The 21,617-nt window shown below is 71.4% G+C and carries 21 protein-coding genes; 4 read left to right on the top strand and 17 right to left on the bottom strand.

The window, feature by feature from the left end:
- Nucleotides 1–119: 119 nt before the first annotated feature.
- The 16 genes from AB9M23_RS19810 to AB9M23_RS19735 all read right to left on the bottom strand — a co-directional run bounded on the left by AB9M23_RS19810 (nt 120) and on the right by AB9M23_RS19735 (nt 14,710).
- Nucleotides 120–1,472 (bottom strand): sensor histidine kinase, encoded by a 1,353-nt coding sequence (locus AB9M23_RS19810; RefSeq protein ID WP_372426318.1) that lies wholly within the window; start codon nt 1,470–1,472, stop codon nt 120–122.
- Nucleotides 1,473–1,942: 470 nt separating this feature from the next.
- Nucleotides 1,943–2,407, bottom strand: coding sequence for a hypothetical protein (locus AB9M23_RS19805; protein WP_372426317.1), 465 nt, complete (start codon nt 2,405–2,407; stop codon nt 1,943–1,945).
- 45 nt (nt 2,408–2,452) lie between these two features.
- The gene (locus tag AB9M23_RS19800) at nt 2,453–3,298 is read right to left on the bottom strand and encodes an anti-sigma factor family protein (protein ID WP_372426316.1); all 846 of its coding nucleotides are present in this window, start codon (nt 3,296–3,298) and stop codon (nt 2,453–2,455) included.
- Nucleotides 3,216–3,728: a sigma-70 family RNA polymerase sigma factor gene (locus AB9M23_RS19795; RefSeq protein WP_372426315.1), complete on the bottom strand. Its 513-nt coding sequence runs from the start codon at nt 3,726–3,728 to the stop codon at nt 3,216–3,218. The genes AB9M23_RS19800 and AB9M23_RS19795 overlap by 83 nt, the downstream gene beginning before the upstream one ends.
- Before the next feature lie 124 nt (nt 3,729–3,852).
- Nucleotides 3,853–4,710: a phosphonate ABC transporter, permease protein PhnE gene (gene phnE, locus AB9M23_RS19790; protein WP_372426313.1), complete on the bottom strand. Its 858-nt coding sequence runs from the start codon at nt 4,708–4,710 to the stop codon at nt 3,853–3,855.
- Nucleotides 4,707–5,642, bottom strand: coding sequence for a phosphonate ABC transporter, permease protein PhnE (gene phnE / locus AB9M23_RS19785; RefSeq protein ID WP_372426311.1), 936 nt, complete (start codon nt 5,640–5,642; stop codon nt 4,707–4,709). The genes phnE (AB9M23_RS19790) and phnE (AB9M23_RS19785) overlap by 4 nt, the downstream gene beginning before the upstream one ends.
- A gap of 4 nt (nt 5,643–5,646) precedes the next feature.
- Nucleotides 5,647–6,474, bottom strand: a complete 828-nt coding sequence (phnC, locus tag AB9M23_RS19780; protein WP_372426309.1) for a phosphonate ABC transporter ATP-binding protein — start codon at nt 6,472–6,474, stop codon at nt 5,647–5,649.
- Between the two features lie 102 nt (nt 6,475–6,576).
- Nucleotides 6,577–7,500 carry a phosphonate ABC transporter substrate-binding protein gene (gene phnD / locus AB9M23_RS19775; RefSeq protein ID WP_372426307.1) on the bottom strand — a complete coding sequence of 308 codons (924 nt, stop codon included), beginning with the start codon at nt 7,498–7,500 and terminating at the stop codon, nt 6,577–6,579.
- A gap of 247 nt (nt 7,501–7,747) precedes the next feature.
- A complete protein-coding gene (locus AB9M23_RS19770) occupies nt 7,748–8,605 on the bottom strand; it encodes a PIG-L deacetylase family protein (protein ID WP_372426305.1) in 858 nt (285 codons plus the stop codon).
- Complete coding sequence (locus AB9M23_RS19765; RefSeq protein WP_372426303.1) at nt 8,605–9,558, bottom strand: glycoside hydrolase 5 family protein; 954 nt, start codon at nt 9,556–9,558, stop codon at nt 8,605–8,607. Before AB9M23_RS19765 ends, AB9M23_RS19770 begins: the two co-directional genes overlap by 1 nt.
- Nucleotides 9,555–10,343 carry a TIGR04290 family methyltransferase gene (locus tag AB9M23_RS19760; RefSeq protein WP_372426343.1) on the bottom strand — a complete coding sequence of 263 codons (789 nt, stop codon included), beginning with the start codon at nt 10,341–10,343 and terminating at the stop codon, nt 9,555–9,557. Before AB9M23_RS19760 ends, AB9M23_RS19765 begins: the two co-directional genes overlap by 4 nt.
- The gene (locus AB9M23_RS19755; protein WP_372426301.1) at nt 10,333–10,962 is read right to left on the bottom strand and encodes a histidine phosphatase family protein; all 630 of its coding nucleotides are present in this window, start codon (nt 10,960–10,962) and stop codon (nt 10,333–10,335) included. The genes AB9M23_RS19760 and AB9M23_RS19755 overlap by 11 nt, the downstream gene beginning before the upstream one ends.
- Nucleotides 10,959–12,095: an inositol-3-phosphate synthase gene (locus AB9M23_RS19750; protein ID WP_372426300.1), complete on the bottom strand. Its 1,137-nt coding sequence runs from the start codon at nt 12,093–12,095 to the stop codon at nt 10,959–10,961. The genes AB9M23_RS19755 and AB9M23_RS19750 overlap by 4 nt, the downstream gene beginning before the upstream one ends.
- 163 nt (nt 12,096–12,258) lie before the next feature.
- Nucleotides 12,259–12,645, bottom strand: a complete 387-nt coding sequence (locus AB9M23_RS19745; protein WP_372426298.1) for a hypothetical protein — start codon at nt 12,643–12,645, stop codon at nt 12,259–12,261.
- Nucleotides 12,646–12,658: 13 nt separating this feature from the next.
- Nucleotides 12,659–13,738 carry a porphobilinogen synthase gene (gene hemB, locus AB9M23_RS19740; protein WP_372426297.1) on the bottom strand — a complete coding sequence of 360 codons (1,080 nt, stop codon included), beginning with the start codon at nt 13,736–13,738 and terminating at the stop codon, nt 12,659–12,661.
- A gap of 126 nt (nt 13,739–13,864) precedes the next feature.
- Nucleotides 13,865–14,710: an EamA family transporter gene (locus AB9M23_RS19735; RefSeq protein WP_372426296.1), complete on the bottom strand. Its 846-nt coding sequence runs from the start codon at nt 14,708–14,710 to the stop codon at nt 13,865–13,867.
- Nucleotides 14,711–14,878: 168 nt separating this feature from the next.
- On the opposite strand from AB9M23_RS19735, the gene AB9M23_RS19730 reads away from it, so the two are divergent.
- The 4 genes from AB9M23_RS19730 (at nt 14,879) to AB9M23_RS19715 (ending at nt 19,381) form a co-directional block, all read left to right on the top strand.
- On the top strand, nt 14,879–15,928 hold the full coding sequence (locus tag AB9M23_RS19730; RefSeq protein WP_372426294.1) for an enoyl-CoA hydratase/isomerase family protein: 1,050 nt from the start codon (nt 14,879–14,881) through the stop codon (nt 15,926–15,928).
- Nucleotides 15,928–16,401 (top strand): DUF6163 family protein, encoded by a 474-nt coding sequence (locus AB9M23_RS19725; RefSeq protein WP_372426293.1) that lies wholly within the window; start codon nt 15,928–15,930, stop codon nt 16,399–16,401. Before AB9M23_RS19730 ends, AB9M23_RS19725 begins: the two co-directional genes overlap by 1 nt.
- 200 nt (nt 16,402–16,601) lie before the next feature.
- Entirely contained in the window at nt 16,602–17,117 is a 516-nt protein-coding gene (gene ldtR / locus AB9M23_RS19720) for a transcriptional regulator LdtR (RefSeq protein ID WP_372426342.1), read from the top strand.
- A 209-nt stretch (nt 17,118–17,326) separates the two neighbouring features.
- Nucleotides 17,327–19,381 carry a S8 family peptidase gene (locus tag AB9M23_RS19715; RefSeq protein WP_372426292.1) on the top strand — a complete coding sequence of 685 codons (2,055 nt, stop codon included), beginning with the start codon at nt 17,327–17,329 and terminating at the stop codon, nt 19,379–19,381.
- Nucleotides 19,382–19,474: 93 nt separating this feature from the next.
- On the opposite strand, the gene AB9M23_RS19710 is transcribed toward AB9M23_RS19715, so the two are convergent.
- On the bottom strand, nt 19,475–21,475 hold the full coding sequence (locus AB9M23_RS19710) for a bifunctional metallophosphatase/5'-nucleotidase (RefSeq protein ID WP_372426290.1): 2,001 nt from the start codon (nt 21,473–21,475) through the stop codon (nt 19,475–19,477).
- Nucleotides 21,476–21,617 lie beyond the last annotated feature (142 nt).

The following is a 21,617-nucleotide window of genomic DNA, read 5'->3' as shown; positions in this document are numbered from 1 at the left end:
TCGTCGTGCCCGCCGATGAAGCTGCGATGAACGCGCTCGTTCTTCGCGTGGGTGTTCTGCGCGTGGGTGCTCGTTCCAAGGGCGGGAGGGAGCGGAGCGCCTCGGGGAGCCGACGACCGTCAACCCGCCCGACGCATCGCGTCGGGCTCCGCCGAGGCGGTGCGAGGCGTGCGGTCCGGCGCGCGATGGGGGAAGCAGACCGTCCAGCGCGTGCCTGGGCGCGGACCCGTCCCTCCCGTCGACGTGGCCGCCCGCCCGCCGAGCGCGGCGACCATCGACCGGACGAGGAGGCCGCCCAGCCCGCCGACCTCCTCCGAGGGGAGCCCGCGGCCGTCGTCGGCGACCTCGAGCACCACCGCCCCCTCGCGCGCGCGCAGGGACACGGAGATTCGGCCCACGCCGTCCGGGAAGGCGTGCTTGAGCGCGTTCGTGATCAGCTCGTTGGCGATGATGCCGAGGGCGACCGCATCCGCGCCGCGCAGGTCGACGGGCTCGCACGCGAGGTCGAGCACCACGCCCTCCGCGACCACGATCTCCCGCACGTCCTCCATGATCGCCGCGAGGTAGGCGGCGGCGTCGACATGGGCCGTGCCTGCCTCGATCCGCAGACGCCGCTGGGCGGAGGCGATGCCGACGATGCGGTGGTGGGCGCGCTCGAGCGCGGCGCGGACACGCTCGTCGTCCGCCTTCAGAGCCTCCAGGAGCAGGAACGACGAGACCATGGAGAGATTGTTGCCGACCCGATGCCCCAGGTCGCGCAACAGGTGCTCGATGCGCGCGCGCTCGATCTCCAGCTCACGCGTCCGCTCGCCGACGCGGCGCTCCAGGTCCCGGTTCGCGGCGTCGAGGCGCGCCGCGAGGCGCTGCTCCTCGCGCAGCCCCCCTGCGGTCACGAGCACCGCGACCCCGCCGACTCCCATGATCGCGAGCATCAGCAGGGCGCGAAACAGACCGGCATCCCGCTCGCGACCAACGAGAATGCGGTTCTCCTCCTCGTCGATCGCCGAGACGATGTCGAAGATGCGCGCGGACGTCCGACGGATCTCGTTCCGGCGCACGGCCTCGACGGCCGCGGCCGCACCCTGCGTCTCCAAGATCTCCACGGCGGATGCGAGCTGAGCGTCGCGCTCCTCCACGAGTGCGAACAGGTCGTCGACGGCGCGGCTTTCGATGGCGTTCCGCGCCACGACGTCCCGGACCGTGTCGGCGAGGCCGTCGAGCTTCGCCCGCGCTTCGTTGGCGTCGGCGAGGTATTCGCGATCGCGCGTGAGAATGTAGGCACGCTGCGCCCGCTCGGCTTCGATCACGGCGCGATGCAGGCGCTCGATGGATCCGCGCGCCTCGAGGGAGGCCCGGACCCGATCCTCCGCCCAGGAGTTGAAGAAGACCATGGCGGCCGCGATGCCGGCCATGGCGACGAAAGCGGCGAGCCAAGTGTAGCGGAGACGCCGGGAGCCATCGTCGCCGTTCATCGCGACCTCCGAATCAATCGCGCCGGCCGTATGGTCTCACGTCCACGATCGTTCACAAGTCGGTCGTCGCCTGGGCGGGACGGGCGCTCTCGGCGGGGACCGGCCGCGACGGCATCGCTAATCGGCGAAGATGCGGCGCGGGCCCTCCAGCGCAGCGCTCTCGACGAGCGGCGCGTGGGTGGCGGGCTCGAAGTGACCCAGCATCGGCGCCGCCTCGTGCCATTGCGCGCAGCCCTCGTCCGCGCAGCGCAGCAGCGTACAGATTCCCTTCGTCGGAAGCTCGTAGAAGCGCTCGCCGCCGCACCGGCTGCAGGCCAGAAGCCGAGGGCGGGGAGGTTGCGGGGCCGGCCGTATGCCCCGACCCGGTCGGGCGAGGAGGCCGCACAGGCGTCCAATGCGCGAGAACATCGTCGAATACGAGAGTTGTGCGGGCGAGCGGCGCGTCGGCGTCGCTCGCCCGCTGTGGCGCGTCAGGTCTGGGGATCGCCGGCGGGCGCGGGCGTCGTGCGGACGACGTTGTAGTTCCGGACCGTCCGGTCGCGCTCGTAGCGGACCGAGGTCACAGCACCGTCGCGGCAGTTCACGCGGATCCGCTGCGGCCAGACGCGGTCGGTCGCGAAGGTCATCGGGAGCACGATCGCGCCGTCGTTCAGTGCGACCTCGTTCGCCGCCGTCAGCGTCGGATCGAAGGTGAGGGACACGGGCTCGGCCGCCGTCAGGTCCACGGGTCCGTACGTGACGAGGACCGTCGGAGCCGCGGCCTGCGACGTGCGCAGCGGCAGCTCGAAGTTGACGGGCGCACCGCATCCCTGCTGCGACACGGCGACGAGCTCGGGGCTCGCCATGCTCGACGCGAGGGACCACGTCGCGAAGAGCGCGACCGCGGGGACGACGATCGCGGCGGCGATCACCTTGGGGCTCGTCGACGAAAGCATGCGTACCTCCTCGTTTGGTTCAGCCTGGTGGATCGGCCTCGTGGATCACCCTTCGGGGCCGTTTTCAGCTGCCGCCGAAACCTCGATCGCCACCTGGCGCAGGATCTCGGGGTCGATGTCGGCGATCACGCTGTAGGCGAGCGTACCCCCCTGCCAGTAACCGGCCGTGAGGTCCTCGACCTCGACGAGCGTGATCTCGCCCTCCTCGATCGTGCTCACACCGGCGAGATACACGCTCAGCCGTGACCCCTGGTCGTCCTCGTACACGATCTGCGCATGCGCCCCCTCGTCGGCGACGAGCAGCCGACCGCCGACGAGCCGGAAGCCCACCACGGCGAGGTCCGGCACGAACACGTCGGCGCCGAGATGGCGCTCCAGTCGCTCGATCAACTCCGCACGGGCGGACGCGGGCACCTCCACCCGGCTGGTGGCCTCGAGGACGTCGTGCGCACGGACCGCCGCCTCGACGACCGGAGGGACGCGCCAGGAGAGTTGCGCCTCCAGGAACGGGTAGCTCGCCGCTCCCGCCACGAACGCCGTCAACGAGGCGGCGAGAAGCGATGCGACCGGCCGGCCGCGTCCGCGTCCCAGGCGCGCGGAGAGCCGCCGCCCGAGATCGTCGATGGCGTGTGACGGCTCCGGCTCATCCTCCGTCGCGAACGCAGAGCGGAGAAGCTGATCGTTGCGCGCGTATTCGGCCAGACGCGCCCGCGTCGGCTCGTCCGCCGCGAGGAACGCCTCGACCCGCGCCGCATCCGCCGGGCCGAGCTCGCCGTCGAGCCAGCGATGCAGATCCGTTTCGGTCGGCTCATCGGGCATCGCATCCTCCGACGACTTGCAGCCGAGCCGCCCTCGGCTGCTGGAGCGAGCGCCTGAGGGTCTCGCGGCCACGGGCGAGGCGTGACATCAGCGTTCCGATCGGAATCTCCAGGATGCGCGACGCCTCCTGGTAGGACATGCCCTCGACCGCGACGAGGTGGAGCACGGACCTCTGGTCGTCGGGCAGCCGCGCGACCGCGTCGAGGACGGCGCGCAGCTCGAGCCGCTCGTCCTGCGACGCCGGAACGCGCTCCTCGGCCGGATCGAGCAGCGTCGCCCGGCGCAGCCGCAGCTTGCGCTGCTCGCTGACGTGAAGATTGTGCAGGATGCGGAAGAGCCACGGGCGGACCGGCAGCCCCGGCTTGAGCGTGGACGCGTTGGCGAGCGCCCGAGCGAGGCATTCCTGCACGAGGTCGTCGGCGGCGTCGCGCGACCGCGTGAGCTGGAGCGCGTAGCGCCTCAGGCTCCGTACGTGTGCCGTGATCTCCGCCGCGTCGCCCATCGCGCCCGTCCGTCGTCGCTCTCGAGGGCAAATACGCACGGGCGGCGATCGTAATCCGTCGCCGAGCGAAAAATCCAGCGGACGGCGGAGGAGGTCCCCGGGAGGGCGTGACGGCGAACGGAGGTCAATGCCCCCGCTCGCCGATGAAGCGTTTGCGGATCTTCGCCGACACCCAGTCGATCACGGCGATGACGACGAGGACGTTGAGCACCACGAACGCCACCTGGTCGAACAGGCCGGCGCGGAAGCGCTCGATGATGACCATGCCCACGCCGCCCGCGCCGACGAGGCCGAGGATCGTCGCCGAGCGCGTGCTCGACTCGAAGGAGTAGAGCGACAGCGAGATGAACACCGGCAGGATCTGCGGCAGGATCCCGTAGCGGATCGTGCGCACGCCGTCCGCGCCGGTGGAGGTGACGCCCTCGACCTGCTTGCGATCGATGTTCTCGATCGCCTCCGAATAGAGCTTCGCCAGCGTCCCGGTGTCCGAGACGAAGATCGCGAGCACGCCCGCGAGCGGGCCGAGCCCGACGGCGCGCACGAAGACGAGGCCCCAGATCACCTGGTCGACGCCGCGCAGCACGTCCAGCACGCGGCGCGTCGCCTGGCGCGGCAGGAACAGCGGCATCGTGTTGCGCGCCGCCGCGAAGGCGATGAAGAGCGCGAGGATGGTCGCCAGCAGCGTGCCCAGGAAGGCCATCGCGATCGTCTCGGCGATGCCCTTGTAGATCTGGGCGTACATCCAGGTGTCCATGTCCTGCCAGACGAACATGCGCGTGATCATGCGCACGGCGTTGTCGGAGGACGCGAACAGCTTCCAGAACTCGAACAGCCACAGCGAGTAGAGCAGGTAGCCCAGGATCACGGCCCAGGAGCCGATCACGAGGGTGCGCCGCAGCGGATCGCCGAAGGCCTTCGGGTTCGCGGAGCGCGCGGCCTCGATCTCGGCCGGGCCGACGGCGGCGAGGGTGAACGTCCTCATTTCAGGTTCTCCCGCCCGATGAAGGCGTGGCGCACGCGCTCGGAAATCAGGTCGATGCAGGTGACCGTGAGGACGACGAGGATCAGCACGGCGAGCACGCGGTCGTCCGAGAAGAAGCTGATCACGTGGTTGAGCTCGGCCCCGATGCCGCCCGCGCCGACGAAGCCGACGATGGAGGAGGCGCGCACGTTGATCTCGAAGCGCAGCAGGGTGTAGGAGGCGAAGTTCGGCAGGACCTGCGGCAGGATGCCGTAGCGCACCTCCTCGAACCAGCTGCCGCCCACGGAGCGGATGCCGTCCACGGGCCGCATCGAGGCGTTCTCGTTCACCTCCGCGAACAGCTTGCCGAGCGCGCCGGCGGTATGGATCGCGATGGCGATCACGCCGGCCAGCGGCCCGATCCCGACCGCGAAGACGAGGACGAGGGCGTACAGGATCTCCGGCACGCCGCGGAAGACCTCGAGCAGGCGCCGGCAGGCGACGCCGACCCAGCCCTTCGGCGCGAGGTTGCGCGCCGCCGGGAAGCACAGCGCGAAGGCCGCCGCGGCGCCGATGATGGTCGCCGTGATCGCCATCAGGATCGTCTCGAAGATCAGGCGCAGGTACTTGTCGAGATCCGAGTACCAGAACGTCAGCGATCCGGGCACCGCGCGCCCGTCCTCGCCGCGGGGCAGGAAGAGCTTGTCCCATTCGAGACCGGGCAGGATCGTGCCGAAATACTCGAAAATGCGCGGGATGCCCTGGGCCAGCCGCTCGGGGAAGAAGCGCGAGACGTCGATCGACCAGGCGAGCATCGCCAGGAAGAGCACCAGGAACAGGATGTTCGCACCGAGCTTCTGTCGGATCAGCGCCTTGCGGTGCTGCTCGAACAGGGCGACGGCGTCGGGCGCGTCCGGCCCGGCGGAGGAGGAGGCGAGCGCGTGCGCGGACATCGCGTCAGCCCACCGCCGCGGCGCGCACGGGGGCCGGCGCCGGCCGCGAGTGCCCGCCGAGCGACGTCGAGGTCAGCCCCTCCTGGAAGGCCTCGCCCGCTTCCGCGCCGTAGATCTCGCGCGCCGCCTCGTCGGTGAGCTCGTGCGCGGCGCCGTCGAACACGACGCGACCGCCCTGCATGCCGATGATGCGGTCGCAATAGGCCCGCGCCGTGTCGAGCGTATGCAGGTTGCAGATGACGGTGAGGCCGTCCTCGACGTTGATGGCGCGCAGCGCGTCCATGACGACCTTGGCGTTGAGCGGGTCGAGGGAGGCGATCGGCTCGTCGGCGAGCAGGATCTCCGGCTCCTGGACGAGCGCGCGGGCGATGGCGACGCGCTGCATCTGGCCGCCCGAGAGCGTGTCCGTCTGCTGGAGCGCCGTGTGCGCCATGCCGAGCCGATCGAGCGCCCGGATCGCGAAGGCGCGCTCGCGGGCGGAGAACAGCTGGAGCATGGAGGAGACGAAACCGTGCTCGTGCAGGCGCCCGGTCATCACGTTGGTGATGACGTTCAGCCGCCCGACGAGGTTGAACTGCTGGAACACCATGGCGCAGTCGGAGCGCCACTTGCGCAGGGCCGCACCCTCGAGCTTCGCGACGTCGACACCCTTGTAGAGCAACTCGCCGCCGGAGGGGTCGTTCAGCCGGTTGATCATGCGCAGCAGGGTCGACTTGCCCGCGCCCGACCGCCCGATGACGCCGACCATCTGGCCCTGAGGGATGGTCAGGGTGACCGCGTCGACGGCGACGGTGGAGTTGAAGCGCTTGGTGAGCGCCTTGAATTCGAGCATGACGTCCTCGCGGGATGGGGGCCTCGGGCCGGCCTTTCACATGCCGGACGAACGGAACGGACCCTCGCCTGCGCGAGGGTCCGTCCTGGTGCGGTTCGCGGATCAGCGCGAGCCCGCGAGCTCCGCGCGGCGCATCGAGACCACGCCCTCGAAGAAGGAATGGTCGACCGGCGCCCAGCCCTGGCCGTCGCCGAAGGAGACGCTGACATAGCAATCGCGATCGGTCTCGTGCTGGGTGGCGAGGTAGTCGACGACGATCTCGCGCACCTCGGCCGGGATGTCCTTGCGCAGGACCGCCGGGCCGTTCGGGATGAGGTTCGATTCCCAGATGATGCGCAGGTCGGCCATGTCGAGGAGGCCGTTGTCGATCATGCGACGCAGGTTGCCGCGGGTGTAGCCCTCCGACGGCTCGCCGATGCCGGAGACCCACGTGACACCCGCGTCGTACTGGCCGTTGAGCACGGCGGTCACCGCCTGCTCGTGCCCGCCGCCGAAGCCCGTGCGCGAGAAGTACTCCTCGTCGTTGATCCCCGCCTGGGCCAGCTCGGCGCGCGGGACGAGATAGCCCGAGGTGGAGTTCGGGTCGGCGTAGGCGAGCGAGCGACCCTCGAGCTCCTCGATCGAGGTGATGCCCGAGTCGGCGCGCACGTACATGACGGCCTTGTAGCCGAGCGAGCCGTCGGCCTCGGCGCCGACGAAGACCGGCTCCACAGCCTCGGGATCCTGCAGATAGATCCCGGCATACGACGAGGCGCCGAGGAAGGACATCTCGAGCTGGTCGGCGAGGAGGCCCTGCATCACGCCGGCGTAGTCGGGCGCCGGGAACAGCTCGACCGGAACGCCGAGCCGCGAGCCGAGCGCCTCGATCAGGCACTCGTTGTTGCGCAGGCGATCCGCCTCGTTCTCGCCGCCGAGCAGGCCGATGCGGAACACGGGGAGATCCTGCTTCCAGTCCTGGGCGAAGGCGGGAGCGGCGGCGACGAGCGCGACGGCGGCGGCCGTGCCGAGCAGAAGGGTGCGGAACATGGAGGTCGTCTCCGATCCTGTAGAACGTGCGGGATAGCGGCGCTCTTCGGCGCGCGATCACGCTCTATTGCGGCTCGGTAACAGTTTTTTGACGACTATACTTAGTGGACTAACGTTCCTGCTTTATTTGCCGGCGCAATTCATTATCGCAGATCGCGTCGCCACGCTTCTCGGGCCCCCCGGGCGTGGGCTGCGACATCGTGGCCTTAGAAGGCTCTCTCGCGGCGGGAAGGCGGCCGGCGACGCGTCAGAGCCGCGGCGGCAGTTCCAGCGCCGCGCGGGCGGCGGAGACGGCGGCGCACCAGGTCCGACCGTCGAGGCCCCAGGGACGACGCTCGTAGAGGAGCGCGCCATCGTTCGGCAGGGCGTCGACGTCGACGGGCTCGGCGGGGCGCAGGCGCTCCACGCGAAGGCAAAAGGGCGTCGTCACGGCGGCCTGCGTCGCGTGGGCCGCGAGCATGCGGCGCTTGAGATCCCGCCGCCTCTCGTCGAGGTCGAGAACGGTCTCCCCCGCGCCGGAGCCGGGCGCGAAGCTCTGGAAGACGCGGGTCTCGCCGTCGAGGCGGTAGAGCGGCGCCTCCACGATCTCGGGCGCCCGCGCGCCGCCGCGCATGGCGAGGAGGCGCGCGGCGCGGACCGCGAAGGCGACGGCGTCGTGATCGGGATGCCCGCCCTCGAGCGCATGCGTCACGACGATCTCCGGCGCCCGAGCGGCGACTAGCGCGGCGAGGGCCGCACAGAGATCGGCGAGGCGGTGCGCGCACGTCTGGTCGCGAAAGCCGAGATGGCCGAGGGCCTCCTCGCGGATGCCCGCGAGGGCGACGGCGGCCGCCTGCTCGCGCCGCCGCGCCTGCGCATACGCCTCCCGCGTCGCGAAGCCCTGGGCCGCGGCATCGCGCAGGTCGGCCGGGGCGCCGTCGGTGACGGTGACGATCTCGAGGCGCGGCAGCCGCGGCATCTGCGCGCCGAGCACGATGGTCTCGTCGTCGGGATGGGCCACGACGAGCATGACGTGCGTCTCGACGGGCGCATCGGGAGAGGCCGCGAGCGCGGCGAGGAAGGCGCGCGCCGCCTCCGCGCTCGGCGCGTCGGCGCGCGCCGCCATCACGCCGCTCCGGCGTCCGCGACGCGCGGCGTGCGTCGCGCCGCGGCATCGGAGACGATCCCCGTGCGGGCCGCGTAGCGCTCGGTCATCAGGTGGCAGAATTCGGCGAAGTCCTCCTTGCGCCGCGGCGGGCTCGTGTGGTGCGGCGCGATGCCGAGATGCTCGGGCGTGAAACAGAAGGTCACCGTCACGTCGAACTCCGCGAGCGCATCCATCATCCGGTCGAACCAGGCCTGCGCGTTCGGGCGATACCAGTCCGCCCAGGAGAGGCCGGTGCGCAGGTGGCGCACGCCCAGGCGCCGCATCCAGACGACGGCGTCGTCGAGCCGATGATCCTCGAAATGGAACCATTGGCACAAGCCCAGATCCGGCGTGTGCCGCGCGAAGACCTCGAGCGCGGGCTTGGGCGTCCCGTCCTCGCGGATCAGGCCGAGGTAGAAGTGGCGATAGTAGGAGGAGCCCTCCGCCTCGCGATGGCGGGTGGTGGCCTCCCAGGACTTCGGCAGGTCGAACAGCGAATACCAGAGAACACGCGGCGCCCGCCCCTTCAGCAGCTCGGCTGTCCGCCCGAGGCCCCAGGCCTGAACCTCCTCGGCGCCGAAGGTGGAGACGCCGACCTCGCTCACCCAGACCGGCAGGTGCGTCAGCGCGCGGATCCCGTCCACCATCCGCGGCCAGTCGTGGATCGACCAGTGGTTCCAGTCGAGCGGGAAGCCGTGCACGGCGACGGCTTCGACGTGGTCGAGCACACCGCGCGCCTGCATGTTGCGCACGAAGCCCGCGTCGATCGGCGACATGCCGCCGAGCACCCGCGGCAGGCCCGCACTCGCGCCGCGGATCGCCTGCGCGCCGGCGATCGCCGTCTCGGCGAAGAGCCGGAAGTCGGGGTCGAGCTCGAGGTCCCAGTGCGACTTGTTGTTCGGCTCGTTCCAGATCATCGCGGCTTCGATCATGCGGCTCGTTCCTTGCTCTGTCGTGCGGTGGTGGCGTCGTGCGGCGAGCGCGCGGGGTAGACCGGCTCCGCGCCCTCGGCGCGTGCGACCCGCCTGCAGACGAAGACCTCCTTCTCGGGCTGCGAGAACGGCCGGAAGCCGGCCGAGCGCAGCATCGCCTGCGTGCAGGCACCGTTGGGCGCCCACCAATTGGTCGGGTCGCCGGCGTAGCGGTTCTCGATGAAGTGCAGCTTCGGCCAGCCCGGCTCGTCGAAGGCCGCCGTGTCGAAGAAGTCCATGTCCGCGGCGGGCTCGAGCACGTCGCGCGACCCGCGCTGCATCGACTGGAAGACGAGCACGTCGTCCGCCACGTGCTCCCACAGCAGGTCGAGCGCGAGCAGCGGGTGGCGCAGATGGTAGGCGACGCCCATGAACAGCACGATGTCGAAGCGCTCGCCGAGCGCGCCGACGTCGTAGACGCTCATCTCGTGGAACTCGCTGTCGTGGCCGAGCACCTCCGCGGCGAAGCGGGCCTGCTCCAGGTAGAACGGGTCGGAATCGATGCCGACCACACGCCCGGCGCCGCGCCGCTTCATCTCGGCGCAGTAGAAGCCCGAGTTGCAGCCTATGTCGAGGACGGAGCGGCCGTCGAGATCCTCCGGCAGCGCGTCTCGGAAGCGCCGCCACATGATCCCGGGGAAGTCGCCGAGGAAGTGGCCGGGCGCCGTCCAGACCCCATCGAGGTAGAGGTTGTGGAACCACGGACCGAGCGCCTCGACCCGCTCGGCGATGGCGTCACGCGACAGGCTCACGAAGGCTCTCCTCGGCGGCGTCGGACGGCGTGTGGTTCACCACCAGCACCCGCGCGCCGTCGGCGCCGAGGGCGAGCGTGGTGCGGCTGGCGGTTGCGATCGCGAAGTCGAAGACGCGCGAGAACGGCAGGGCGCGTGCGCGGCACAGGATCGCGCGGATCACGTCGCAATGCGTGACGAGCGCGATCTCGGCACCGGAGGGGTGGGTGCCGGCGAGATCGGCGAAGAGGCCCTCCACGCGATCGGCGACGTCGGCCATGGTCTCGCCCGCCGGCGTCGCCGCGGTGTCGCGCGCGGCGTTCCAGCGCCGCCAGCCGGGATCGCCCTCGAGCTCGGCGAAGGAGCGGCCGGCCCAGGGGCCGAAGTCGATCTCGTCGAGGGCGGCGTCGATCGTCAGACCGCGCCCGCGCGCGAGGATCTCCCCCGTCTCGATGGTGCGCGGCTGCGGGCTCGCCACGATGCCCGCGAGGCGCACGCCCCCCAGGCTCGCGGCCAGCGCCGCGGCCTCGCGGCGCCCCTGGGCGGAGAGCCGGATCGCGGGATCACGCCCCGCGAGCGTGCCGGGCGCGCCGTCGTGCGCGGCGTGGCGGACGAGGTGGACGAGGAGGCTCATCGCAGGCTTCGCCCCGGCAGCGTCGGGCCGGTCGCGTCGCACCCCTGCCCGGCGTCGTCCTCGCCGGCGATGAAGGCCTCGGTCCGCGCGTGCGCCTGCGCGTCCGTGAATTGGCGTGGCGGCGACTTCATGAAGTAGGAGGACGGTCCCACCACCGCGCCCGAGAGCCCGCGGTCGAGGGCGAGCTTGGCGCACCGCACGGCGTCGATGACGATGCCCGCCGAGTTCGGGCTGTCCCACACCTCGAGGCGCATCTCGAGCGAGATCGGCGCGTTGCCGAAGGCCGTGCCCTCCATCCGGATGTGCGCCACCTTGCGGTCGCCGAGCCAGGGCACGTGGTCGGAGGGACCGATGTGGATGTCGTCGGGGTTCATCGGCGTGCCGAGCTGGCTGTCGACGGCCTGCGTCTTGGAGATCTTCTTCGAGACGAGCCGCTCGCGCTCGAGCATGTTCTCGAAGTCGGAATTGCCGCCGACGTTGAGCTGGTAGGTCCGATCGAGCCGCACGCCGCGCTCGCGGAAGAGGTTCGTCAGCACCCGGTGCGTGATCGTCGCACCGACCTGGCTCTTGATGTCGTCGCCGATGATCGGCACGCCGGCCTCCGCGAACCGCCGTCGCCAATCGGGGTTCGAGGCGAGGAACACCGGCATGCAGTTCACGAACGCGCAGCCCGCCTCCATCGCCCGCTCGGCGTAGAACTCCGCCGCCTTCTGCGAGCCGACGGGCAGGTAGGAGACGAGCACCTCCGTCTCCGAGCGCTCCAGCGCCTCGGTCACGTCGACGACGGGCGCCTCGGATTCGCGCACGCGCGCGGAGAGGTAGCGCCCGAGCCCGTCGAGCGTCGGTCCGCGCGCGACCGTGACGCCCGTCGGCGCGACCTCGGCGAAGCGCAGCGTGTCGTTGGGCGGCGCGTGGATGGCATCGGCGAGGTCGCGGCCGACCTTCGCGTCGGTGACGTCGAACGCCGAGGAGACGACGATGTCGCGCACGCGGTATCCGCCGAGGTCGGCGTGCATGAGCCCGGGGACCGGCTCGTTCGCCGCGGCGCTCTCGTAGAAGCTCAGGCCCTGGAGGAAAGCGCTCGCGCAATTTCCGACGCCCACCAACCCGACGCGAACCGTGCCAGCGGCCATGAGGCATCCTCCCGATCCGACAGGGGCCGGCGCGCCGTCGAGGACGGTACGGCCCGCGTTACGCTTGCGCAGGCGCTACGCACGGGACGCCGGCTTTGTTCCCGGCGGAAGGGGATCGCTGTCGGATGGGGAGGATTCTTCTCTCGCGGGCCTCGCGGTGTCGTCAGCCCGCCCCGGGGTCCGCGGCGGGCGCGTCCGGCGTGTCGAGCCAGAAGCGGCGCATCAGGTAGAGCGACGCGCCGCCGATCCGCCCCGTGTCGGTCTCGAGCGCCACGATCTCGGGTGTGCCGGCGCGCATGGGCGTCGGCGAGAAGCGGCAGACGACCCAGCGCTGGCGCGCCCGCCCGCGGGCCTCCACCGTGTAGTCGACGCGCACCGCGTTCTCCCCGGTGCGCACGCTGCGCAGCACCGCGAGCCGGGCGCCCTCGGGGTTGAGCACGGGGAGCGTGAGGCGGCACAGGCGCGCCTCCTCCCGGTCGGCGCTGCCGCAGGCGACGAGGAGGAGCGCCGGCGCCGCCAGCGCGGCGAGGAGCACGATCGCCCGGAGCACGGCCGCCCGCCCCTCAGCGGCGCGACAGGATCTCGGCCACGCGCGGGGCGAAATAGGTCAGGACGCCGTCGCAGCCCGCGCGCTTGAACGCCATCAGGCTCTCGAGCATCGCCCGCTCGCCGTCGAGCCAGCCGTTCCTCGCCGCCGCCTCGATCATCGCGTACTCGCCCGAAACCTGGTAGGCGAAGGTCGGCACGCCGAAGGCGTCCTTCACCTTGGCGCAGATGTCGAGATAGGGCATGCCCGGCTTCACCATCACCATGTCGGCGCCCTCCTCGAGGTCGAGCGCGACCTCGCGCAGCGCCTCGCGCGCGTTGGCGGGGTCCATCTGGTAGGTGCGCTTGTCGCCGCACAGCGTCTTCGAGGTGCCCACCGCGTCGCGGAACGGGCCGTAGAAGGCGCTCGCGTACTTCGCCGCATAGGCCATGATCTGCACGTCCGCGTGGCCGGCGGCGTCGAGCGCCTCGCGGATCGCGCCGACGCGCCCGTCCATCATGTCGGACGGCGCGATCACGTCGGAGCCGGCCTGCGCCTGCAGCACCGCCTGGCGCGCCAGCGTCTCCACCGTCTCGTCGTTGAGGATGGTCTCGCCGGCGAGCAGCCCGTCGTGGCCGTGGGAGGTGTAGGGGTCGAGCGCCACGTCGGTGACGAGGCCGATGCCGGGCACCGCGCGCTTGATCGCGCGGCTCGCGCGGCAGACGAGGTTCTCCGGGTTGAGCGCCTCGGACCCCGCGTCGTCGCGCTTGGCGGGATCGGTGTTGGGAAACAGAGCCAGTGCCGGGATGCCGAGCGCCGCCGCGCGCTCCGCCTCGCCCACCGCCTGGTCCACGGACATCCGCACCACGCCGGGCATGGAGGGCACGTCCTGGCGCACGCCCTCGCCGTCCGTGAGGAAGAGCGGCCAGATCAGGTCGTCGACGGTGAGCGTGTTCTCGCGCACCAGCCGGCGCGACCAGTCGGCCTTGCGGTTGCGGCGCGGGCGATGACGCAGATCGAGGCGGTTCTGCACCTCCTGCGCGGCGGAGGCGCCGCGGTCGCCGGCGCGGGAGGACGGGTCGGACCCGGGACGCTGGAAGGGGGTGAGGCTCGACATCGACGCGTCTCCACGCCGGCCCGGGGGAAGACTGAGGTGGCCGACGTCATGTTTCGAACAGGTCTAACATGAGGCGGGTTTCGCGCCATGCGCAATGGACCGGATGCGGGGTGGGCACGACCTCGCTCAGGCGATCCGGATCAGCACGATCCCCGCCAGCACCGCTCCTGCCCCCGACAGCTTCGCCCGGTCCAGCCGCTCGGCCAGCCGCAGCCGGGCCAGTGCGAGCGCGAAGAGTATGCTCGTCTCGCGAAGCGCGGCGACGAGGGCGATCGGCGCGTGCGCGAGCGCCCACAGGGCGATCCAGTAGCAGGTGAAGGCAATCGATCCGGCGAGCAGGCCGACCCGCCAATGCGGCCTCATTGCCTTGAAGGCGGACCGCCCACGGGTCGCGGCGGCGAAGAGGATCATGCCGAGCCCGTCGAGGATGAACATCCAGGCGGCGAAGGCGGCGACCTCGCCCGCGAGGCGCACGCCGATGCCGTCGATCACCGTATAGGCCGCGGCGCTTCCCGCGGCGCCGAGCGTAATCGCAAGCGTCGCGGCACGGGCGCCCGCGAGCGATGCGCCGCCGGAACCCGACAGGATCACCACGCCCGCCCCGATCACCCCCACGCCGACGAGGCCGAGCGGCGGAACGCTCTCGCCGAGCAGCCCGATCGAGGCGCCGGTGACGAGCGCGAGGGTGAGTCCGCGCATGATCGGGTAGATCCGCGCGAGCTCGCCCGTGTCGTAGGCGCGCGCAAGGAACACCTTGTAGGTCGTGTGCGGTATGGCGGTGAGCAGTAACCAGGGCCAGGCCGCAGGCGCGGGCAGCGGCACGAAGGGGACGATCGCGCAGGCGATGCCGGTCTGCACGACGGCGATCATCAGCATCATCGTGAAGCGATCGACGTTCGCCTTGACGAGCGCGTTCCAGGCCGCATGCAGGAAGGCCGCGAACAGGATCGCGGCGAGGACGAGGGGATCCATCGCATGTCCACCTGCGCGGGCGGGTAGGTCCGCGCGACCGGCCGAGCCTTAGCGCGCGCTCGGGCGCGATGGCAACGTGCGGCACCGCGCGCGCCGTCGACCGGCCGCTCCCCGCATTGACGCCCCCTCCCCCGCCCGCCTAAACCCGACGCACGAGGAAGGCCGCCCATGACCGACACACGAGACGCCCATTGCCGCATCGAGGGCGCCGCCGGGGTGATCACGCTCGATCGTCCCAAGGCGCTGAACGCGCTCACCATCGACGCCGTGCGCGCCATGCGCGCCGCGCTCGAGGCGTGGGCGCGGGATCCGGCGGTGACGCGGGTCGTCGTCGAAGGTGCGGGCGAGAAGGCGTTCTGCGCGGGCGGTGACATCCGCATGCTCGTGGAGGCCGGCAAGGCCGGGCGGCGGGAGGAGGCGCAGGCCTTCTGGCGCGAGGAATACGAGCTGAACGCGCTGATCGAGGCCTACCCCAAGCCCTACGTCGCGCTGATCGACGGCATCGTCATGGGCGGCGGCGTCGGCGTGTCGCTGCACGGCTCGCACCGGGTCGCGGGCGAGCGCTACTCCTTCGCCATGCCCGAGGTCGGCATCGGCTTCTTCCCCGACGTCGGCGCGAGCTACGCGCTCCCGCGGCTGCCGGGGCGCACGGGCCTCTGGCTCGCGCTCACCGGCGCGCGGGTCGGCCCAGCGGACGCGCTCGCGCTCGGGCTCGCCACGCACACGGTTTCGAGCGCGGCCATGCCGACGATCCGCGCCGGCCTGATCGCCGGCGAGGACCCGGACGCACTGCTCGAACGCCATCGCCGCGACCCCGGCCCCGCGCCGATCGAGGCGAAGGCGGCCACCATAGACGCCTGCTTCGCGGAGGGCTCCGTCGAGGCCGTGCTCGCGGCGCTCCATCGGATGGCGCAGGCCGGCGACACGGCCGCGGCGGAGATCCGCGAGACGATCGCGACGAAGTCGCCGACGTCGCTGAAACTCGCCTTCGAGCAGATGCGCCGCGGGGCGGGGCTCTCCTTCGCGGAAGCGATGCGGATGGAATGGCGCATCGTCTCGCGCATCCTCGACGGCCACGATTTCTACGAGGGCGTGCGCGCGGTCGTCGTCGACAAGGACCATTCCCCCCGCTGGCGCCCGTCGCGGCTCGAGGACGTGACGCGGGACGCGATCGAGGCGTATTTCGCGCCGCTCGGCGACGACGAGCTCGTCCTCTGATGTGGCCCTTCCGGCGCCGCCGCACGCAGTCCGACGAGGGCCGCCCCGAGCCCTCCTCGGTCGACGCGGCGCTCAAGCTGTCGGAGCCGGCCTCCGGGCGGGGCCTGCGCTGGGACCGGACGCTGACCTGGTTCATGCGGCTGATGGCGCTCCTGTGGATCGCCAAGGGCCTCTCCTTCTGGGCGGTGATCGTCGGCGCGAGCGCCATGGTGCCGCCCTTCGAGGACCGCTCGCTCGGATTCCAGGCGGCGATCGTCTACTTCGCCGTGATCGACCCGATCGCCGCGGTCGGCCTGTGGCTCACGGCGACCTGGGGCGGGGTGCTGTGGCTTCTCGCCGTGATGAGCCACCTCGTCCTGGCGGTGTTCTTCCCGGGCGTCGTGCCCGTCAGCCTCGCGCTCGCGGTGGCCTATTGTGGGCTGATGGTTACCTATCTCCTGATCTCGTTCCTCGCATCCGGTGAAGACGAGTAAGGGTTAACGAGTTCTCGCCTAGATCTCACAAGGCTTAGAGCCTTTGACGATGAATATCGGCGTATCTTTCCGGGAATCGCCGAATCTCGGAAACTTGTCGTTCATCGTGTCGTTTAAACTCGTTTTTATCGGAGCAACCTAGTTTCGCCTCATGAACGAGCCGGGAACCCGGCCACTACACAAAAACAGTGAGGCGCATGATGAACACTCTGGCGAAGTCCATCGTCGAGCCCGTGTCCCGCGAGGAGACGCCCGGCCCCGTGAAGCCCGCCTACCTCGAGGCCCTGCACCTCGTGGAGCGCCTGCACCGGCGCCTGCTCGACGTGATCAAGGACGAGTTCGAGCGGCGCGGCCGCGACGACGTCAACTCCGTCCAGGCCCTGCTGCTCTACAACATCGGCGACAAGGAGCTGACGGCGAGCGAGCTGCGCACCCGCGGCTATTATCTCGGCTCGAACGTCTCGTACAATGTGAAGAAGCTCGTCGAGATGGGCTACCTCCACCACGCCCGCTCGCGCGTCGACCGCCGCGCGGTGCGCATCTCGCTCACGGAGAGCGGCAAGGAGGTGCACGACATCGTGCACGCCCTCTACGAGAAGCACTCGCGCACGATCGACCCGATCGGCGGCATCTCGGACGAGGACTTCGTGCGCCTCAACCAGGCGCTGACCCGGCTCGAGCGCTTCTGGACCGACCAGATCCGCTACCGCCTCTGATCCGCGGGAGCACAACCGCGGGAGCACGTCTCTTCGGGGGCTCCGGGGGGTTCGACTCGAACGCGCACGCCGCGGCCGGACGGCCGCGGCGTGCGCGCGTGCGCGACATGCCCATCCGCGTATCCGACGCTCGCCCGCGCGCGGAGCGTTGCCGCGCGCGAGACGCATGGCTAGGACCGACATCCCGAAGAAATCGGAACGAATAGATCATGTCGGTTCGCGTAGCGTCGCTGGCGTCACTCCTGGCGCTGGCCCTGTCCTCCTCGGCGATCGCCCAGACGCCGGAATTCCAGGCCCAGTACGGCCTCTCGATGATCGGCGCCCAGGTGCCGCTCTCCCTGGGCTTCACCGGCGCGAACGTGCCGGTCGCCATCATGGATACCGGGCTCCAGCTCGATCATCCCGAGTTCATCGGCCGCATCGGCCCGTCCTTCGACATGTATACCCGTGGCCCGGTCACCGGTGACTCCGACGACCACGGCACGCATGTGGCCGGCATCATCGGCGCCGCGCGCGATGGACGCGGGATGATGGGCGTGGCGCCCGGCGCGCGCCTGCTGCCGGTGCTGATCCTCCAGGGCGGAAGCATCAGCTTCGCCGACATGGAGAACCTGCTGCCGGCCGGCTACCGCGCCGCCTACGGCAACGGCGCACGCATCATCAACAATTCCTGGGGCGTCTCGGTGCGCACGCCCGAGGTCTCGCGGGCCGATTTCGCAGGCGAGTTCCCCGGGCTGCTGCAGGCCTATCGCGACCTCGTCGCCGCCGGCGTCGTGCAGGTCTGGGCGACGGGCAACGACAGCTTCGACCAGCCGGGCATCCTGACCGGCCTGCCCCACCTCTTCCCCGAACTCCAGCGCGGCTGGCTCGCGGTGACGTCGGTCGGCCGCGACGGCATCATCACGCGATACGCCAACCGCTGCGGCGTCGCCATGGAGTACTGCCTCGCGGCGCCCGGCGGCGGCGACGACCAGGCCCGGGACGGCATCAACTCGACCGTTCCGGGAAGCGGATACGCCCGCCTCTCCGGCACCTCGATGGCCGCCCCGCACGTCTCGGGTGCCCTCGCCATCGCGCAGGAGATGTACCCCAACGCCGGCGCGCAGCAGCTCGCGCAGCTCCTGCTGCAGACCGCGAACGACCTCGGCGCGCCCGGCGTCGATCCGGTCTACGGCTGGGGCCTGCTCAGCCTCTCGAACCTCGCCGCGACGCGCGATCCGCGCGCGGGCGGCTCCTTCGCGGCGATGGCGACCCACCGGTTCGGCAGCGTCTCGCAGGTCACGGCGGCGATCGGCGACCGGATCGGCGCCGGCGGCTTCGGCGCGCCGCTCCCGGCGCAGAGCGCCTCGGGCGGGCCGGTCGCGGCCTACGCCAATCTCGGCGCCTCCGCCGGCACGGTCGGCCTCGCGACCGACGGCACGGTGGACGGCTCGGTCTGGGTGCGCGGGCTCTGGGGCCAGGGGCGGCTCGACGGCGGGCCGCGCGGGCCCGGCTCGACGACGGACCTGTCCGGCGTGCTCGCCGGCGTGGACTTCGCCCCGAGCGCGGGCCTGCGCCTCGGCGTCGGCGTCGGCGCGACCCGCAGCGAGACCGAGTTCGCCACGGGAGGCGACGCCGCGGTGGGCGACGCGCGCCACCTGTTCGCCTACGCCGCGCTCGCGCGCGGCGCGGTCTTCGCCGACGTGATCGGCCAGGTCGCGGGCTTCGACGACACGCTCACCCGCCGCAGCATCCCCGGGCTCGGCACGACCCGCGCCTTCGTCGGGCGCACGGACGTGTCCGGCACGGCGCTCGACGCGCGCCTGCGCATCGGCGCGCGCTTCGAGACGGCCTTCGCGGCGCTCTCGCCCTACCTGCACGCCTCGGGCTCCTGGCAGCGCACCGACGCCGCCACCGAGACCGGCGCGGGCATCCTGTCGCTGACCCTGCCGGAGCAGGAGCACGCCCGCGCCGCCTTCGGCCCGGGCCTGCGGGTGGCCTTCGCGCCGCTCGCGCTGTCGCAGACGCTGCGGCTCGCGCCCGAGCTCGACGTCGCCTATGCCCGCCGCTCCGGCGACCTGGCACCGGCGACCGCCGTCGACCTCCTCGGCACGCGGCTGGTGGCGCGCGCGAACGGCGTCGGCCGCGACGCGCTGGAGGTGGGCGCCCGGCTCCGGCTCGAGGCGACGGAAGCGCGCCTCACCGGCGAGGTCGCCTATTCGGGGTCGTTCGACGAGAAGGCGCAGAGCCACACGGTGACGGCGGGCGTCGGGCTGCGGTTCTGAGCCGCCCGGCGTCCCGCCGCCCCGACGCGTCACCCGATGGAGCGGGGCGGGGCCCGACGGCCCCGCTCCGCTTCCTCGACGCACGACCCGGCGTCAGGCCACCACCGCGAGGCGCCCGTCCAGATCGGCGCCCGCCGCGCGGGTCACCTCGCCCATCTCCCGGATCGCGGCGATCAGCTCGTTGCGGTAGACGAGACCGGTCTTGTCGAAGGGCAGGCCGCGCACGTCCCACCCGGGCACCGCGCCGGCGATCCCGCCGCCGATCGGCTTGTCGTTCCACGCCTCACTGAAGGCGCCGAGCATCACGTAGGTGTTGAAGGCCATCGTGAAGGTCTCGTCGAGAACCTCCTCGATCGGCCGGCCGTGGAGCGTGATGTCGGCCGCGTGCGCCTCGGCCGCCGACCCCGCCAGCACGGCGGTGTAGCGGATGCCGGAGGAGAAGTGCAGCAGCCCCCGCGAGACGAAGGCCGAGAGGTCGGTGCTCGCCACCTCCTCGGGGCGCAGCAGGCGCCGGGCGTTCGAGGTCAGCATGTCCCGGATCTGGGCGCCGGTCAGGGTCGCGACCTCCACCTGGTCGGCGTAGGGCATCACGTCGAACCAGTCGCGGAAGCTCAGCGGCCCAGGCTGGATGCCCTTCGCCAGGCCCGTGGCGTTGAACAGGGCGAAATCGACCGCCCCGCCCGGGAAAGTGGCGGAGCGCCGCACCAGCGTGTCGTTCATGAAGTTCGCGAGCGCGGTCTCGCCGGTGTAGCGCGTGGCGAGCGTCGCCTCGGTGGACACCGGCGCATCCGCGGCGACGCTGCCGATGATCTCGGCGAGCTTGCCGTCGAGGGCCGCGATCATCGGGGCCATGACCTCGGCCTCGAAGCCGGCATCGAAGTCGCCGTCGTGCTCGAGCGACGCCCAGCGCTCGTCGCCCTCCGCCACGCGGTCGTCGCGCTGCTTGATCGGGTGGAGCGAGACGTTGGTGAACCACGCCTCGCGTCCCTGGCCGGCGGCGAGCGACATCGCGATCTCGCCGAGGAAGGCGCCGTTGGCCTTGGCCTGGGTGAGGAGCACGCCCTCGATCATGTTGTCGGCGTCGAGGCCGTCGGTGTTCAGCTCGGTGTGCGAATGGCCCCCCACGAGCACGACGGGCTTCTCGACGAGCGGCCCGACCGCCTCGGCGATCGCGAAGTCGCCCTCGCCGATCTCGCGCATCGCGCCCGCCTTGCCCGAGCGGTGCATGCCGCGGCCGTAGCCGCAATGCGAGAGGATCACCACCACGTCGCTGACGCTCTCGACGGCCTTGTACACGTTGGCGACGGCCTGGACCGGGCTCGCGACCGCGAAGCCGGGGTCGCTGTCCATGCCGACGCGGGTGTCCACGGCGGTGGTGAGCCCGATCACGCCCACGCGCAGCCCGTTCGCCTCGACGATCGCCGCTGGCGCGTAGTCGCGGCCGGCCTCGAGATGTACCGAGCCGTGGATGTTGGCGGACAGGACCGGGAAGGCGGCATGGCGCTCGATTCCGAGGCGCAGCTGCTCGGCGCCGCGGTCGAACTCGTGGTTTCCGAGCACCGCGACGTCGACGCCCGCGGCCGAGGCGGCGGCGTAGCCCGCATCGATCACGTATTCGTCCGGCGACCAGCCCAGCAGTTCGTCGAAGATCGAGCCGGTGTGGTCGTCGCCCGCGGAGACGAGGAGCACGCTCTCGTTCGGGGCGGCGGCGGCCCGCGCCTCCCTCACCCGCTGGACGATCTGCGCCATGCGATGCGTGTCTCCCCGGGCGGGATGCATGTCGGTGAGATGGTTGTGCATGTCGTTGAAGTGCATCAGCCGCAGGACGCGACGCTCGCCGTCGGCGAGGCGGCGCTCCGGCACGGGCGCGCCGTCCTGCGCCACGATCGTCGTGATCGGCCCCGCGAGCGGGTCGCCGGTCAGCAGGAAGACGCGCTGCGCCGCACCCGCCGGGTTCGGCGTGATCGCCACCATCCGCAGCTCGCCGGGTCCGGGGGTCGCATCGGCGCGGGTCACGAGGACGGGCGCGAGCGCGCTCGCCGCCACGACCGTGGCGCTGCGCGAAAGGAAACGGCGGCGTGTGAGGGAGAACATGCGTGGATACTCCGTGGATGAACCGGAGCCCGACGGATCACACCCCGATGACGGCCACGTGAACGTCTTGCGACAGTACGATTACCCTTGCCGTGTGCATCGGCGAAAACAATGCGCGGTCTGCGCAATGGTACGCTCTTTA

The sequence above is a fragment of the Salinarimonas chemoclinalis genome (assembly GCF_041514305.1).
Classification (GTDB): domain Bacteria; phylum Pseudomonadota; class Alphaproteobacteria; order Rhizobiales; family Beijerinckiaceae; genus Salinarimonas; species Salinarimonas chemoclinalis.
Note: the sequence above shows the minus strand (reverse complement) of the source record. Positions and strands in the feature narration are given on the sequence as shown.

Bases quoted from the DNA above. Each gene is read 5' to 3' on its own strand.
- AB9M23_RS19810 (WP_372426318.1), bottom strand. From the start codon at position 1,472: ATGAACGGCGACGATGGCTCCCGGCGTCTCCGCTACACTTGGCTCGCC.
- AB9M23_RS19805 (WP_372426317.1), bottom strand. From the start codon at position 2,407: ATGCTTTCGTCGACGAGCCCCAAGGTGATCGCCGCCGCGATCGTCGTC.
- AB9M23_RS19795 (WP_372426315.1), bottom strand. From the start codon at position 3,728: ATGGGCGACGCGGCGGAGATCACGGCACACGTACGGAGCCTGAGGCGC.
- phnE (WP_372426313.1), bottom strand. From the start codon at position 4,710: ATGAGGACGTTCACCCTCGCCGCCGTCGGCCCGGCCGAGATCGAGGCC.
- phnE (WP_372426311.1), bottom strand. From the start codon at position 5,642: ATGTCCGCGCACGCGCTCGCCTCCTCCTCCGCCGGGCCGGACGCGCCC.
- phnC (WP_372426309.1), bottom strand. From the start codon at position 6,474: ATGCTCGAATTCAAGGCGCTCACCAAGCGCTTCAACTCCACCGTCGCC.
- phnD (WP_372426307.1), bottom strand. From the start codon at position 7,500: ATGTTCCGCACCCTTCTGCTCGGCACGGCCGCCGCCGTCGCGCTCGTC.
- AB9M23_RS19770 (WP_372426305.1), bottom strand. From the start codon at position 8,605: ATGGCGGCGCGCGCCGACGCGCCGAGCGCGGAGGCGGCGCGCGCCTTC.
- AB9M23_RS19765 (WP_372426303.1), bottom strand. From the start codon at position 9,558: ATGATCGAAGCCGCGATGATCTGGAACGAGCCGAACAACAAGTCGCAC.
- AB9M23_RS19755 (WP_372426301.1), bottom strand. From the start codon at position 10,962: ATGAGCCTCCTCGTCCACCTCGTCCGCCACGCCGCGCACGACGGCGCG.
- AB9M23_RS19750 (WP_372426300.1), bottom strand. From the start codon at position 12,095: ATGGCCGCTGGCACGGTTCGCGTCGGGTTGGTGGGCGTCGGAAATTGC.
- hemB (WP_372426297.1), bottom strand. From the start codon at position 13,738: ATGTCGAGCCTCACCCCCTTCCAGCGTCCCGGGTCCGACCCGTCCTCC.
- AB9M23_RS19735 (WP_372426296.1), bottom strand. From the start codon at position 14,710: ATGGATCCCCTCGTCCTCGCCGCGATCCTGTTCGCGGCCTTCCTGCAT.
- AB9M23_RS19730 (WP_372426294.1), top strand. From the start codon at position 14,879: ATGACCGACACACGAGACGCCCATTGCCGCATCGAGGGCGCCGCCGGG.
- AB9M23_RS19725 (WP_372426293.1), top strand. From the start codon at position 15,928: ATGTGGCCCTTCCGGCGCCGCCGCACGCAGTCCGACGAGGGCCGCCCC.
- ldtR (WP_372426342.1), top strand. From the start codon at position 16,602: ATGAACACTCTGGCGAAGTCCATCGTCGAGCCCGTGTCCCGCGAGGAG.
- AB9M23_RS19715 (WP_372426292.1), top strand. From the start codon at position 17,327: ATGTCGGTTCGCGTAGCGTCGCTGGCGTCACTCCTGGCGCTGGCCCTG.
- AB9M23_RS19710 (WP_372426290.1), bottom strand. From the start codon at position 21,475: ATGTTCTCCCTCACACGCCGCCGTTTCCTTTCGCGCAGCGCCACGGTC.